The following is a 14,887-nucleotide window of genomic DNA, read 5'->3' as shown; positions in this document are numbered from 1 at the left end:
GCTGACCTACTCTGAGACGACTACAATCTTGATCGGATGTCCGTGCCACATTGGCTGGCAAAAAATTGGCCAATAAATCATTGGCCAGTAAATATTAAGCAGTACAGTGTTGGAATGGTAATGGTCGGGGTCGTTACACATGGCGGCCGCGGTTGATGGGCAGTAGTGATTCAAGGGAAGGGGGTAATATGCGACAAACGTCGATGATAGGAAAAGGTCTGCTGGGCGGCGCCACATTGCTGATGCTAGGAGCTTGCGCCAGCGGCGGTCCGGTTCAGGATTCGGTCACCACGTATCTGAACTGCGATGACTTGAAAAAGGCAATCGCTAGTGCGGATAACGGGTTCGATGATATCAAACGTGGCTCTCGGACGACGCGTTACGGCCAGATCTGGAATACCTCGACCCAGGCCTTTAACAACGCCTGCTCAATCGTTTCCGCTAGCGGGCCAACTTATTACACCTGCTCTGGGCGCGTCGAATCCGACGCGGGGGAGTCGCAACTGGAAGCGGCCACCGATGGCATCGGGCAGTGCCTTGGGTCGAGCTGGGCTTCTGCCCCAGCTGAAGATGGCGCCATCGATTTCCGGGGGAGTTCCGGAAGCCCGGTGCTGACGTTGAAGAGCTTCGAGAACGATCGTGGCGCACAGATGGTGATGATGCGGATCGATCCATAAAGATGACGGTAATTCGATAAGCAATAAAGGCCGCTAAATTTTAGCGGCCTTTACTTTTTAGTGTGCCGAGAAAAGTGGGTTTATCAAACTTTTGGATGAGATCATGCTTTCTGTAGTCTATTGAATGAATTTTAATTCGGGGTGGTTGGGTAGCGATGGTTTTCAAAGCTGATTGTTGAAGCGGGGAGGTTTTTGGTGAGGTTCGGTTCTATGTGTTTTTGTGTGAGCTTTGAAATTGTTCGGGTTTGTGCGTAATGTTTAAATATTATTAGCCACTATTTTTGATTGTGAAATGTTACTGGTAGGCATCAATACAAAATATTTCAAAGCGGCATTTGCTAACGTCGTGGGCGCTGTTCATAAATGAATAGCCGCCGACGCATTGGATCATTTCTAGAGCTCTTAATTTCAATTCGGCGGCCGCTTCTTTGAAGGGAACGCCATGCTATCCACGACCGCTTCTGTCATAGGCCGCGCGGTTCTGCCACTGCTGCTGTTTGCCGGTGGTGCGGCTTTCGCTGCCGATGATGCCGACCTTGCCAAACAGCTCTCCAATCCTGTCGCCAATTTGATCAGCGTGCCTTTCCAACTGAACTATGACGAGGATCTGGGAAGCGACGGACGCGGCGAGCGCTTCCTGCTCAATATCCAGCCGGTCATTCCCTTCGGTATTTCCCGAGACTGGAACCTGATCAGTCGCACCATCCTGCCGATCGTCAGTCAGGACGATGTCGTTCCCGGCCAGGGTAGCCAGTTCGGCACCGGCGACGTGGTGCAGAGCCTGTTCTTCTCGCCCAAGGCGCCGACGGCCTCCGGTCTGATCTGGGGCGCCGGCCCCGTGTTTCTGCTGCCCACCGCCAGTGAAAATACCCTCGGCAGCGACAAATGGGGCGCGGGGCCGACCGGTGTCGTGCTGCGTCAGTCAGGTCCCTGGACGACCGGCCTGCTCGCCAACCATATCTGGGATGTCGCCGGAGAGAGCGGTCGTCCCGATATCAACAGCACCTTTGTGCAGCCGTTTGCCTCCTACACCACGGCCGATGCCTGGACCTACGGCATGAACACCGAATCGACCTACGACTGGGAAGCCAGCCAATGGTCGGTGCCGATCAACGCCTTCGTCACCAAACTGACGTCGCTCGGCGCGCAACCGGTTAGCTTCGGCGGCGGCATTCGCTACTGGGCGGAGCAGCCCGAAAGCGGGCCGGAAGGCTGGGGCGTGCGCCTCATCGCCACGTTGCTGTTTCCACAGTAAAGAGCTGCTCATAGACAAAGCATTTCTCGTAAACAAAGCATCTCTCACCAATAAAGAACCTCTCATAGAAGCGGGGCAGGGGACATGGATCACGCTCGGATCATGGGGTGGGGCTCGCGGCGGGCGAGCTCGTCAGCGCCCGAGTCGTCTGGCCGCCAGGACGTTCGCTTTCCACGGGCCTTGGTCATAGCGCTGATCGGAAGTGGCGCGCTGACAGGTTACAGCGCAGTCGCCGAAGCCGGCGGCATTTTGCTCTACGAAGCTGGCCAGGAAGACAGCGGTCTCGCCAATGCCGGTGCCGCTGCTCGCGCGATGGATCCCAGCGTGATGATGACCAATCCTGCCGGCATCGTCCGGCTGACCGGCAATCAGCTCTACGTGGGCGGGCAGCTGATCGTCGGGCGCATCGATTTCGATCCGGATGGCAACACGACGACCAGCGGCGGCGATGGCGATAACGCCATGGTGCCGACGCCCGGCCCGAGTCTATTCATCAGCCATCAGCTGGATGAACGCTCCGCCATTGGCCTTGGCCTTTACGGCAACTTCGGCCTGGGGCTCGATTACGACAACGACTGGGCCGGGCGCTACGTGGTGCAGGAAACCTCCATCGTTGCCGCCTCGCTGCAACCTACCTTTGCCTACCGTCTCACGCCGCAGCTCTCGCTCGGTATCGGGCCGCGGCTCGTCTACGGCAATTACCGCACCGAATCCGCGGTGAACAACAACGTCGGCGGGGCGAGCGGCTACGCCGATGGCCAGATGGAATATGAAGATCACGATACCGCCTGGGGCTGGAATTTTGGTGCGCTTTACGAACTGGACGAATTCACCCGTTTCGGCATCGCCTACACCAGCAAGGTCGATCTCGATTTCGAGGACCGGCCGGATTTTCGTGGGATCGACAATCCAGCCCTGGACACGGCCATTGAGCAGATCGCGATCAATCGTGTCGGTTTGGGGCTGCGGATCCCCGAGACGGTGACGGCGAGTGTTTTCCATCGCATCAGCGACGAGTGGGCCGTCATGGGCAGTATCGGCTGGCAGAACTGGTCGGAGTTCGGCGATGTCGCCGTAGAGCTCGACGCCGCGCCGGGCAGTGCCTCGGCACGAGCGGATCGCCACTATCAGGACACCTGGCACGTCTCGCTCGGCGCCCAGCGCCAGATTCACCGTGACCTGCGCTGGAACCTGGGCATTGCCTACGACAGCTCGGCGGTGAAAGACGCCGACCGCACCCTCGACAACCCGATGAACGAAGCCTGGCGGCTCGCGACCGGGCTCAATTACCGCTGGGACGAGAGTCTCGATCTCACCCTCAACTACACCTTCGTCTACCTCGGCGACATGGATGTCGACCAGACCCAGAATCTCTCCGGCCGTCGCGTCAGTGGCGAGTATTCCAGCGCATATCTCCACGTGATCGGCGGCGGCGTGAGGTGGACGTTCTGATGGTGGGCCCGGCCCGGCGTCAGCGTGAAACAAGATCCCGACGCGAATCGGGGCGTGACCATGAACGACAACGACAGAAACGGTGAACCGTTAACGCAAGAGCAGGAGAGGCCGGTCGTGACAGGGGTCAGCTCCGTGTCATCGAACGGCAGGTAACCCAAGCGGCATCTTCATCAATGCATCATTGTCAGGAGATTGTTCGATGGAATCCATGCAACGACAACGCTTTCCGCGCCACCGTGCTGCCGTCATGTCGGCGGCGCTGGCCGTCGCGCTGGCACTACCGGGCGCGGCGGTGCTCGCGCAGGAAACGCAAGGCCAGTCGACGAACGGCGACGCATCCAAGCCCAACATCCTCGTGCTGTGGGGGGACGATATCGGCCAGTCCAATATCTCCGCCTATACCCGCGGCCTGATGGGCTACCAGACACCCAATATCGACCGCATCGCCAACGAGGGGATGATGTTCACCGACTACTACGGTGAACAGTCCTGTACCGCTGGGCGCTCGTCGTTCATCACCGGTCAGAGCGTCTTCCGCACCGGGCTCTCCAAGGTCGGCATGCCGGGCGCGGCGGAAGGGATGAGTATCGAGGACCCGACCATCGCCGGCTTGTTGAAGGCGCAGGGGTATGCCACCGGCCAGTTCGGCAAGAACCATCTGGGCGATCGCGACGAGATGCTGCCCACCAACAACGGTTTCGACGAGTTCTTCGGCAACCTTTACCACTTGAACGCCGAAGAGGAGCCGGAGCTGCCCGACTATCCGGGCGACATGGAGCTGCCAGATGGACGCACCTTCCGTGAGGCCTTCGGTCCGCGTGGCGTGGTGCGCTCCACGGCGGACGGCGAGATCGAGGACACAGGCCCGCTGACGCGCAAGCGCATGGAGACCGTCGACGACGAGACCTCGGCTGCCGCACTCGACTTCATCGAACGCAAGACGCAGGCCAGCCAGCCTTGGTTCGTCTGGTGGAACGCCACCCGCATGCACTTTAGAACCCACGTGAAGGATTCGCTGCGGGGGATTTCGGGCCAGAACGAGTACGCCGACGGCATGGTCGAGCACGATCGCCATGTCGGGCTCTTCCTCGACAAGCTCGATGAGCTGGGTATCGCCGACAACACCATCCTGTTCTACTCCACCGACAACGGGCCACACATGAACTCCTGGCCGGATGCGGGTATGACGCCGTTCCGCGGGGAGAAGAACACCAACTGGGAGGGCGGCTGGCGCGTACCCGCCATGGTGCGCTGGCCGGGGCACATCGAGGCGGATACGATCTCCAACCAGGTCATGCACCACATGGATTGGCTGCCGACCTTTCTGCATGCCGCCGGCGATCCCAACATCAAGCAGGAGCTGCTGGAGGGCGGCGTGCAGGCGATCGGCCGCGAGTACAACGTTCATCTCGACGGCTATGATTTCTTGCCTTATCTGACCGGCGAGACGGACGAGACGCCTCGACGCGAGATCTTCTATTTCTCGGACGACGGCGACTTGATGGCGCTGCGCTACGGTGACTGGAAGCTCGTATTCATGGAGCAGCGCGCCGAAGGCACGCTGGAAACCTGGGCCAACCCGTTCACACCGCTGCGCGTGCCGCGCATCTTCAACCTACGCCGCGACCCCTACGAGCGCGCGCAGATTACCTCCAACACCTACTACGACTGGCTGCTCGACCACGCCTTCATGCTGGTGCCGGCGCAGGCCTACGTCGCGAACTTCCTTGAAACGTTCCGCGAGTTCCCGCCGCGTCAGGAAGCCGCCAGCTTCAATCTGGACAAGGTGATGGAGACCCTGCAGGAGCCTCTGTCCCAATAACGGCACGCTTCGGGCGGGTGCATGGAGGCGCTTGCCCGAGCCTGAAATCATGAAATCTCGTTGCGTGTCACGTCCGGCACCGACTCACACGCAACGAGGCATGATAGGAGTCACGATGCTGATGAAACGCCTGGTTTTTCACCTTGCCTTGCTCAGTCTGACCATGCTGATGATACCGCTGGCGCTTGCCGATCCCTTGCCCTCTTGGGCATCGGGCGACAACAAAAGCGCCATTATCGATTTCGTGAAGACGACCACCGATCCGGAGAGCGATAGCTACCTGCCCGAGTCCCGACGCATTGCCGTGTTCGATAACGATGGCACGCTCTGGTCGGAGCAGCCCTACTATTTTCAGCTCGCCTATGCGCTCGACCGCGCCGAGAACGCGCCAGCCGATACGCTTAGCCCGGCTTTACAGACCGCCGTAAACGAGCGTGATCTGGCAGCGATCCTCGAAGGCGGCAATGAAGCGCTGCTCGAGATTCTCGACGTCAGTCATTCCGGCCTGTCGGTCGAGGCTTTCCAGGCCGATGTCGCCGATTGGCTGGCCAAGGCGCGCCACCCCGATAAGGGGCTTGCCTATACCGAGATGGTCTTCCAGCCGATGCTGGAGCTGCTCAGCTATCTGCGCGATTCCGGCTACACGACCTATATCGTCTCCGGCGGCGGCATCGATTTCATGCGCGTGTTCGCCGAAGACGTCTACGGCATTCCGACGCAGAACGTGATCGGCAGCACCGGCAATCTGGAAGTGTCTCGAGAGGGGGATCGTCTTGCACTCATCAAGCGCGGCGATATTGCCTTTCTGGATGATGGCGACGGCAAGCCGATCACCATTCAGCGCACACTGGGAGTGCGACCGGCCATGGCCGTGGGCAACTCGGATGGCGACGTGCCGATGATGATCTGGGCCACCGAGGGCGAGGGTCCCCGGCTCGGCGTGCTGATCCACCATACCGACGACACGCGCGAGGTCGCCTACGACCGGGAGAGCGCCATCGGCAAGCTGGATCAGGGACTCGACGAGGCGGCGAGCCGAGACTGGGTCGTGGTCGATATGGCCGCCGACTGGCGCACGATCTACGCCCCGGACCTGCAAGCAAGTCCGGCGTCGGACGCCACGCCATGAGTTGTCGCGAGGCGATCGCGTCGCTCGAAGCGTCGGTCGGAGAGTCGATCATCGGCCAACAGGCCGTGATCCGGCGGCTGGTCATCGGCCTGCTGGCAAATGGCAATCTGCTGATCGAGGGCTTGCCGGGGCTTGCCAAGACCCGTGCGATCAAGGCGCTGGCGCGCCATCTCGAGGCGGATTTCAGCCGCATCCAGTTCACCCCGGACCTGCTGCCCTCGGACGTTACCGGCAGCGATGTCTATCACCAGGGGGCCGAGGGCGCGATCTTCCGTTTCAGCCCCGGCCCGCTGTTCGCCAACCTGCTGCTCGCCGACGAGATCAACCGGGCGCCGGCCAAGGTGCAGTCGGCGCTGCTCGAGGCGATGGAGGAGCGCCAGGTGACGGTCTCCGGCAAGACGCATGCGCTGCCGGACCTGTTCATGGTGCTGGCGACCCAGAACCCCATCGAGCAGGAGGGCACCTACCCGCTGCCCGAAGCTCAACTCGACCGTTTCCTGATGAAGGTGCTGATCGACTATCCGGCGGTCGAGGAGGAGGTCGAGGTGATCCGGTTGGTACGTGGCGAGGAGCGGGCCGTTCAGCCGCCGGCAGCTGCCGGGGATACGCATCCGGCCAACGCACCTGTCGTCATCGCTCAGGCCGCGGTCTTCGACGCCCGGCGCGAGATTGCCGCGCTGCACGTCGCCGAGCCGATCGAGCGCTACATGGCGGATCTGGTCGATGCCACGCGCCATCCGGCTGCGCTCTGCGAGGCGCTGGGCCGCTGGATCGAGCGGGGCGCCAGTCCGCGCGCGAGTCTGGCGCTGGATCGCTGCGGTCGTGCCCATGCCTGGCTCGCGGGGCGCGACTATCTCGACCCGCAGGACGTGCAGGCCGTGGCACCGGATGTGCTGCGTCACCGGCTGGGGCTCAGCTTCGAGGCGCAGGGCGAAGGCGTGACTCCGGACGCCGTGATCGAACAGCTGCTGGCCAGCGTGGCGCTGCCGTGAACCGCCCGCCGCTCGGCTCGCCACTTTCTCGCGCTTTCCCGCCACGTGGAGAGTCCGAAGAGAGGAGAGAGTGATGCCGCGTTTCATCTTGCGCCGGAAGTACACCGAGACGTCAGCCGAGGGCCGGGACAGCCGCATTCATGTCGACCTGGCCCATCTGCGCGGTCTGGAGCGCGTCGGGCGAACCCTGAGCCTGCTGCCGCGACAGCCGGCGCGCAGCGTCCTCAACGGTCGTCATGGCTCGCGCCTGCGCGGTCGCGGGCTCGACTTTCTCGAACTGCGCAGCTATCTGCCGTCGGATGACGTGCGCAACATCGACTGGCGCGTGACGGCGCGTACCGGTGAACCGCACGTGCGCGTCTTTACCGAGGAGCGCGACCGGCCGGCGCTGATCGTCGTCGACCAGCGCCAGTCGATGTTCTTCGGCAGTCGCCATGCGATGAAATCCGTCACCGCGGCTGAAGTTGCCGCGATGCTCGCCTTTGCCGTGCTTGGCCAGCATGACCGGGTCGGCGGCATCGTTGTGGGGGATCGCGAACTCGTGGAGTGCCGTCCGGCGAGTTCGCGTGCCGGTACGATGCGCTTTCTGCAGGCGCTAGCCGAAGCCAATCTGGCGCTCCACGCCGATGCCGAACCCGTCGAGCCGACCTCGCTGGATGCCGTGTTCGAAGCCGTGTCGCGGCTGGCGAGTCGCGATCACCTGGTCGTGGTATTGAGCGACTTCGATGTGATCGGCCCGCGCAGCGAGCGGCTGCTTGGCGCGCTATGTCGCCATAACGATGTCGTGCTGGCCCCGGTCACCGACGTGCTGGCGGAACAGCTGCCGGATGACCTGCGCGAGACCGTTTCCGACGGCCGGTGGCAGGCGCTGCTGGATACGCGCAGCGCACGGATCCGCGAGGCCCTCGAACGGGTCTCCCGCGAACGCCGCGAGACGCTGGATGCGTGGCAGCGGCGCTTCGGGCTCTCGCTGGTGCCGCTTTCCGCCGGCGAGGAGAGCGCGGTACAGCTGCGCCGGCTGCTCGGCGTGAATCGACGCACGGATCATCGATCCGCGCCGGGGAGGGCGTCATCGTGAATCAGTCGGCGTCCGTCGTCAGCCAATCGGCGAATGACACGCCGCCGCTGATGTTGTCGCAGCTGATCGATCGGCTGTCGCCGCCACCTGAGCCGCTGCCCGTTGCCTGGTGGCCGCAGACCTGGGGATGGTGGGTGGCGGGCGGCATCGTGTTGCTATGGCTGGCCGGGTGGGGATGGCATCGCTATCGGCGCTGGCGGGCCAATCGCTACCGCCGCGAGGCGCTGACCGCGCTGAATCGCCGGCTGGCCAGCGGCGAAGGGGTCGTGGCGCTGGCGGAGGTCCTTCGGCGTACGGCGCTCGCGGCGTTCCCTCGGACGCAAGTCGCCTCGCTGCGCGGCGAGGCCTGGGGCCATTTTCTCAACCGCACTATGCCTCCCGGGCGGCGCTGTTTCGATGAGCGTGCCATGGCATGGATCTCGGACCAGCCCTACCGCCCGATGGTAGAGAACATGCCAGCTAGCGACGACCACTCCTCTCTCGGCGATCTGACCGAAAGAGTCGAGCGCTGGATTCGACACCACGATACCCAGCGGGGGGCGCATGATTGAGCTGGCCGCGCCTTGGGCGCTGGCGCTGCTGCCATTGCCGCTGCTGGCGCACTGGCTAATCCCCGCGTATCGACGGCGTACGGCCGCCCTGCGTCTGCCGTTCTTCCACCGCTACATGCAGGCCGCGGGGGTGACGCCGGGAGAAGGCGCTCGGGTACTCGCCCGCTCACGCGTCATGACGGCTGTGCTGGTGATCTGCTGGGCGCTGTTGGTGCTGGCCCTGGCACGCCCGGAGCGGGTGAGCGCTCCCATCCACTGGCAGACGGCGGCTCGCGACCTGATCCTGGCGGTGGATATCTCGGGCTCGATGGACGCCAGGGATTTCGCGGCCTCGAGCGACGAGACGCTGCAGCGACTGGTCGGGGTCAAGCAGGTCATCGCGGGTTTCCTCGATGGCCGCGAGGGCGAACGCATGGCGCTGATCGTCTTCGGCACGCGGGCCTTCGTGCAGTCGCCGCTGACCACCGATCTAGCCACGCTGCAGTCGCTGCTGGCACAGACCGAGGTGGGCATGGCGGGGCCGCACACGGCATTGGGGGATGCCATCGGCCTGGCCATTCGTCAGTTCGAGGCCAGCGATGTGCAGCAGCGTCTGCTGATCCTGTTGAGCGACGGCGCCGATACCGGCAGCCGCATGAGCCCGATCAATGCCGCGACGATCGCCGCCGAGCGCGGCGTGCAGATCCTCACCATCGCGATCGGCGACCCGCAGGGCAGCGGCGAGAATCGCGTCGATACCGCTACCCTCGAGACCATCGCTGAAGCCACCAGTGGCGAGAGTTTTTTGGCCACCGACCAGCAGGCACTGCAGGCAGTCTACGAGCGTATCGACGCGCTCGCGCCGCGCCAGATCGCCGATCACAGCTATCGTCAGCGCCAGCCGCTGGCGGTGTGGCCGATGGCGCTGGCGCTCGGTCTACTGCTGCTCGGCTGGCTCTGGCGCAGCGTGGGGCTTGTTCGGGGGCAGACGTCATGACGCTCACCGATTTCGTTTCAGCCTTTCATTTCCTGCGGCCGCTATGGCTGCTGCTCGTGCTGCTAATCGCTGTGCTCTGGTGGATGGGGCGCTTTCACACGGGGTCTCGCGAGTCCCGTGTCCGCCACGTCGCGCCACACCTCGCACGGGCGCTGACCGTTGGTCAGGGGCGCCGCGGGCGGCTGACGCCGGTCGACACGCTAGCGGCGCTGGCGCTCTGCCTGGTTATCGGGCTGGCCGGCCCCGCCTGGAGCCGAATGCCGAATCCGATGGTCAGTCAGACGGCCCCGCTGGTGATCGCGCTCGAGGTCACGCCGTCGATGCTCGCAAGCGACGTGCCGCCGAGCCGGCTCGCGCGCGCCGTGATCAAGATCGAGCGCCTGCTGGCCACGCGCAGCGGCGCGGAAACGGCACTGATCGCCTATTCGGGCTCGGCCCATCTGGTGGTGCCGCTGACCGGCGACCCTGCGCTGATCAAGCCCTACCTGGAGGGACTTTCTCCGGCAGTGATGCCGGTTGAGGGCGATGTCGCGGGTGAGGCGCTGGCACTGGCCGAGACGCTGCTGGCCGATCAACCCGTGCCCGGCACGATCCTGTTCGTGAGCGACGGGATAAGCGGCGCCAATCGTTCGGCTTTTACGGCCCGCGATGACGCGAACACGCTGGCCTTCCTCTCGCTGCTGCCGGGCGAAGCGCCGTTGCCAGAGATCGAGGGACTAGGGGCGCGACAGGTCAGCGTCAGTGCCGACGACAGCGATATTCAGACGCTCGAACGCCTGCTGGCATCCGCCTACCGCCAGGCACTAATCGACGATGATCGACTGGCGTGGGAGGACCGCGGCGTCTGGCTCGCTTGGCCCGCGGCGATGCTCGCGCTGCTCGGGTTTCGGCGTGGCTGGCAGCTCGGCGTCGTCGCGCTCACGCTGGGCGCGGGGTTATGGACCGGTGCACTCGGACCGGGCTCGCTCGGTATCGACGTGGCCTGCGCCCAATCGAGCGTGTCGACGCGCGCCGCCGAAGCCGAGACGGCCTCGCCGCTGACGACCCGGCTAATGGATGCGTTTCTGACGCCGGATCAGCAGGGGCGGTGGTGGGTGGAACGGAACCGGTACGACCGGGCCAGCATGCACTTCGAGGACCCGGCCTGGCGCGGCTACGCGCTCTATCGCGATGGCCAGTATGCCGAAGCGGTCACGGCACTCGCCGCGCTGGAGACGGCCGATGCCGCCTTTACCCAGGGGCTGGCGCTGATCCGCAGCCGTCAGTATCGCGATGCCGTGGCCGCCTTCGAAACCGCGCTGGCACGCGATCCCGACTACCCCGAAGGGGAGCGCAATCTCGCTCTGGCCCGCGAGATACGGGATTATGTCGAGGAGACCCGGGAGCAATCCGATACCGGTGAGGATCGTGGCGAAGGCGCGGATGACATCGTCTTCGACAACGAGTCTCAGCGCGGCGTGGAGACGACCCTGAGCGGGGATGAAGGCGACAAGCTGCTGACCCCCGAGCAGTGGATCAGCGCCATCGACTCGGATACCGGCGACTACCTGCGCCAGCGCTTTGCGCTGGAAGCCGCGATGTCGCGCTCGGGCGGTTCTGCTGATCAGGCCGCGAAGCCGGCGTCGGGTCCGATCTCGGGGGGTGTGCCATGATGCGCCGCCGGCACGAACAGATGCCTCTAGCAAGATGGTGGAGAGGGTTGGCGGGCCTGCTGCTCTGCCTGAGCGCGCTCGCCAGCCTGCCGCTAGCGGCACAGCCGGCATCGGTTATATCGACCTCGACCCCTGCACCGGCCAGCGATCCTCTTGTCTCCGCGACGTTGACGCCGGAACGCGTCGCCCCGGGCGAGCGCGCGCAGCTACGTATCACCGTGCTGGTACCGACCTTCATGCCGCAGCCCGTGGCGTTCCCGAGGTTCGACCAACCGAATCTGCGCATCGAGCTGCCTTCACGGGCGACGATGCCGATCAGCCAGGCCGTCGAGGGTCGCACCTGGTCCGGCGTGTCGCGCCGCTATGCCGTGACGCCGCTGGCCGCCGGCGAATTCAGGCTTGGGCCGGGGACGTTGGAGATTACCTATCAGGATCCCGAGGCCGGTGACACGGTAACGCGCACGGCGCCGCTGGCCGCGCAGACGCTGGTTGTCACGGTGCCGCAGGCGGCAGCCGGGCTCTCGCCCTATGTGGCCGGTACCGCACTGACGCTCGAGCAGCGGATCACCGTGACACGGGCGGAGGACGCCGGCGAAGCGGCCGGAGAGACCTCCGTGCTTAAGCGTCCGGAGGAACCGGTCTTGCTGACGGTCGGCGACAGTCTGCAGCGCGAGCTCGTGGTGACGCTGGAGGGCGGCAGCCCACTGCTGCTGCCTTCCCTGATAGACGCGACACCGCTGCCGACGATGGCGGTGCACGCGGCGTCGCCGACTTTGACGGAAACCGCGAACGGCGGCACCCGTACCGAGCGTCTGACCTATATTGCTCAGCATGGCGGGCCAGTCACGCTGCCGGCCATTCGCCTGGACTGGTATGACCTGGCGCATCAGCGTATCGACTCGGCGAGCCTGCCGGCACTCTCGCTGGACGTGTCCGGTGGTGCTGGTGCGGCAGCCTCCCTGCGCGCACGCGCGGCGACACAGGGGCCGGCGGCGCTGGCGGTCGTGCTGATCGGCGTCCTCCTGATCGTGATGGGGGGCGTGCTCTTTCGGCGCTGGGGGCGATCGGCATGGCAACGCTGGCGACAGCATCGCCGCGAGCGGCGCACACAGGATGGGCGTGCCGTACTTGTGCAGTTCGAACGCGCAGTCAGAGCGCGGCAACTTGCCGATAGTTTGAGCGCCTGGCAGGCGTTGCAGGCGCGGGTCCCCGGTCTGGAGACGGTACACCGCCAGGAGATCGAGCGGCTGCTGGCCATGCTGGGGCAGCAGCGCTACGGCGTGACCGGGCAATCAGCCATGCCGTCGGCCTCGACGCCTGACACTTGGGCAGCGCTGCAGCGGGCGCTGCCTCGAGCGGCTGACCTGCGCCAGGCAAGGCTCGGGCCCTGCCTGCCGCCACTCAATCCGAGGGCATCATGATGCAACTACCGCCATTCGCCGTCGGTTTCCAGTGTCGCGTTGCCATCCTGCTGATATTGCTGCTGGCGCCGTGCGCCGGCAGTCCGGCCGATGCGTCGCCGGCAGGTGATGTCGTCCCCGCAGGCCTGGCCTCAGCACCCGCGACGAGTTCGGAGGCAGACACGCCCAGTGCCGCGAACGAACGCCGTGTCGAGCGCCACGTCGAACGGGCGAACGCGGCACTACAGGCGGGGCGGACCCAAGCGGCCATCGATGGCTATCGCGAGGCGCTGGATCTGGATTCGGATTATCTGCCGGCGCGGGTCAACCTGGCCATGCTCTACAGCCGCCAGGGCGAGACCGAACGGTCGCAGGCGCTGTTGCGCGAGGGGCTTGCCAATGCCGATACCCCGCGCCGGGACCGTGGACATCTGGCCTACCTGCTTGCCCTGAGTCTGGCGGAGCAGGGTGAGTATGAAACGGCACTGGATTGGCTGGCGCGCGATGCCGAATGGCGCCCGGAGCACGCGCGTACTTTCTACAATCAGGCGCTACTGCTCGACCGTCTGGGACGGCAGGCAGCCGCGCTAGATGCGCTGTACCGGGGCTTGCGGCTGACGCCGGAGTCGCCGGATCTGCTCTATGCCGCCGTCTATCTCAACGCCACGCAAGGTCATGTGAGCGAGGCGCTGGCGGCGATGGAGGCTCTGCGCCGTGTCGCGCCGGACGACCCGCAGCTTGGTCGACTCGAACACCAGCTCAAGGGGCAGGCGGTGCCATGAGCCGGTGGTGGCCCGAGTGTGCCTGCTTATCATCAATGGCAGAGGAGTCTTTGGATGGCCAAGTCACGCAGCAAGTCGCAATCGAGCTCGATGATCGCCCTGGCGGGCGGCACCTTCCGCATGGGCTCGGAGGCGTTCTATGCCGACGAGAGGCCCTGTCGCGAGGTAACCGTGGCGGCGTTCGAGATCGACGTCTATCCCGTGACCTACGCCGACTTTCGGCGTTTCGTCGACGCCACCGGCTACGTCACCGACGCCGAGAAAGCGGTCGACCCCGCGCGCTTTCCCGGCGCCGATCCGGCGCTGCTGCTGCCCGGCGCCGCCGTATTCACGCCGACGGCGGGCCCGGTACCGCTCGACAGCCACTTTCGGTGGTGGCAGTTCGTACCGGGCGCGAGCTGGCGTCACCCGCTGGGCAAGGGCAAGTCGCTCAAGGGGATCGCCAAGCACCCGGTAACCCAGGTGAGTTTCAACGATGCCATGGCCTACGCCGAGTGGGTCGGCAAGGACCTGCCGACGGAAGCCGAGTGGGAGTTCGCCGGCCGTGGCGGGCTGGTCGGCAAGGAGTACGCTTGGGGCGACGAGCTGCATCCAGACGGCAAACGGTTGGCCAAGACGTTCGAAGGGGCCTTCCCGTGGCGCAACGACGCGCCCCCCGGGCTGGAGCGCACCGCGCCGGTGGGCAGCTATCCGCCTAATCCTTACGGGCTGCATGACATGATCGGCAATGTCTGGGAGTGGACGAAAGACCCGTATCACCGCCTCGAGGCACCGACCCGGTCCTGCTGCAGCAGTAGCCAACAGGCCGATGACCCGGCGGCCAGTCTCAAGGTACTGAAAGGCGGCTCGCACCTCTGCGCCCCCGAATACTGCCAGCGCTATCGCCCCGCCGCCCGGCACCCCCAGCCGATCGACGAGGCCACTTCACACATCGGGTTTCGTTGCGTGAGGCGTCAGTAGCCGGGTTCAATAGTCGCAAGGCATCCGTGGCAGGTCATCGGTCGTGACTTGCCCATTCCTCCTCGATCGGGGCGGATTGCTCCTGAATCCTCCCTGCCACTTTGCAGAGCTCGCCAACCTTTCTTAAGTTGATTGAACAGAAAAGTGGGTCAATCAGA

At 64.6% G+C, this 14,887-nt stretch carries 13 protein-coding genes; all 13 read left to right on the top strand.

All coding sequences use genetic code 11. From position 1 onward, the window contains the following. Positions 1-188: 188 nt before the first annotated feature. The 13 genes from IE125_RS17545 to IE125_RS17485 all read left to right on the top strand — a co-directional run bounded on the left by IE125_RS17545 (position 189) and on the right by IE125_RS17485 (position 14,729). A complete protein-coding gene (locus IE125_RS17545; protein WP_189445969.1) occupies positions 189-677 on the top strand; it encodes a hypothetical protein in 489 nt (162 codons plus the stop codon). 442 nt (positions 678-1,119) lie between these two features. Next, positions 1,120-1,932 carry a transporter gene (locus tag IE125_RS17540; protein WP_189445968.1) on the top strand — a complete coding sequence of 271 codons (813 nt, stop codon included), beginning with the start codon at positions 1,120-1,122 and terminating at the stop codon, positions 1,930-1,932. A gap of 84 nt (positions 1,933-2,016) precedes the next feature. Then, positions 2,017-3,384 (top strand): OmpP1/FadL family transporter, encoded by a 1,368-nt coding sequence (locus tag IE125_RS17535; RefSeq protein ID WP_229809193.1) that lies wholly within the window; start codon positions 2,017-2,019, stop codon positions 3,382-3,384. 202 nt (positions 3,385-3,586) lie between these two features. After that, a complete protein-coding gene (locus tag IE125_RS17530) occupies positions 3,587-5,209 on the top strand; it encodes an arylsulfatase (RefSeq protein WP_229809192.1) in 1,623 nt (540 codons plus the stop codon). 115 nt (positions 5,210-5,324) lie between these two features. Next, the gene (locus IE125_RS17525; protein WP_229809191.1) at positions 5,325-6,338 is read left to right on the top strand and encodes an HAD family hydrolase; all 1,014 of its coding nucleotides are present in this window, start codon (positions 5,325-5,327) and stop codon (positions 6,336-6,338) included. Further along, positions 6,335-7,330, top strand: a complete 996-nt coding sequence (locus IE125_RS17520) for an AAA family ATPase (RefSeq protein ID WP_189445967.1) — start codon at positions 6,335-6,337, stop codon at positions 7,328-7,330. The genes IE125_RS17525 and IE125_RS17520 overlap by 4 nt, the downstream gene beginning before the upstream one ends. A 73-nt stretch (positions 7,331-7,403) precedes the next feature. After that, a complete protein-coding gene (locus IE125_RS17515) occupies positions 7,404-8,408 on the top strand; it encodes a DUF58 domain-containing protein (protein WP_189445966.1) in 1,005 nt (334 codons plus the stop codon). After that, positions 8,405-8,959, top strand: coding sequence for a DUF4381 domain-containing protein (locus tag IE125_RS17510; RefSeq protein ID WP_189445965.1), 555 nt, complete (start codon positions 8,405-8,407; stop codon positions 8,957-8,959). The genes IE125_RS17515 and IE125_RS17510 overlap by 4 nt, the downstream gene beginning before the upstream one ends. Further along, positions 8,952-9,935: a VWA domain-containing protein gene (locus IE125_RS17505; protein ID WP_189445964.1), complete on the top strand. Its 984-nt coding sequence runs from the start codon at positions 8,952-8,954 to the stop codon at positions 9,933-9,935. The genes IE125_RS17510 and IE125_RS17505 overlap by 8 nt, the downstream gene beginning before the upstream one ends. Continuing rightward, positions 9,932-11,587 (top strand): VWA domain-containing protein, encoded by a 1,656-nt coding sequence (locus IE125_RS17500; RefSeq protein WP_189445963.1) that lies wholly within the window; start codon positions 9,932-9,934, stop codon positions 11,585-11,587. Before IE125_RS17505 ends, IE125_RS17500 begins: the two co-directional genes overlap by 4 nt. 20 nt (positions 11,588-11,607) lie before the next feature. Further along, the gene (locus tag IE125_RS17495; protein WP_189445962.1) at positions 11,608-13,008 is read left to right on the top strand and encodes a BatD family protein; all 1,401 of its coding nucleotides are present in this window, start codon (positions 11,608-11,610) and stop codon (positions 13,006-13,008) included. Beyond that, positions 13,005-13,769 (top strand): tetratricopeptide repeat protein, encoded by a 765-nt coding sequence (locus tag IE125_RS17490; RefSeq protein WP_189445961.1) that lies wholly within the window; start codon positions 13,005-13,007, stop codon positions 13,767-13,769. The genes IE125_RS17495 and IE125_RS17490 overlap by 4 nt, the downstream gene beginning before the upstream one ends. Positions 13,770-13,823: 54 nt before the next feature. Beyond that, entirely contained in the window at positions 13,824-14,729 is a 906-nt protein-coding gene (locus tag IE125_RS17485) for a formylglycine-generating enzyme family protein (protein ID WP_229809190.1), read from the top strand. Positions 14,730-14,887: the final 158 nt, after the last annotated feature.

It is taken from the genome of Salinicola rhizosphaerae, from assembly GCF_014652715.1.
Lineage (GTDB): Bacteria > Pseudomonadota > Gammaproteobacteria > Pseudomonadales > Halomonadaceae > Salinicola > Salinicola rhizosphaerae.
The sequence above is the reverse complement of the archived record's forward strand: the minus strand, read 5'-3'. Positions and strand labels throughout refer to the sequence as shown.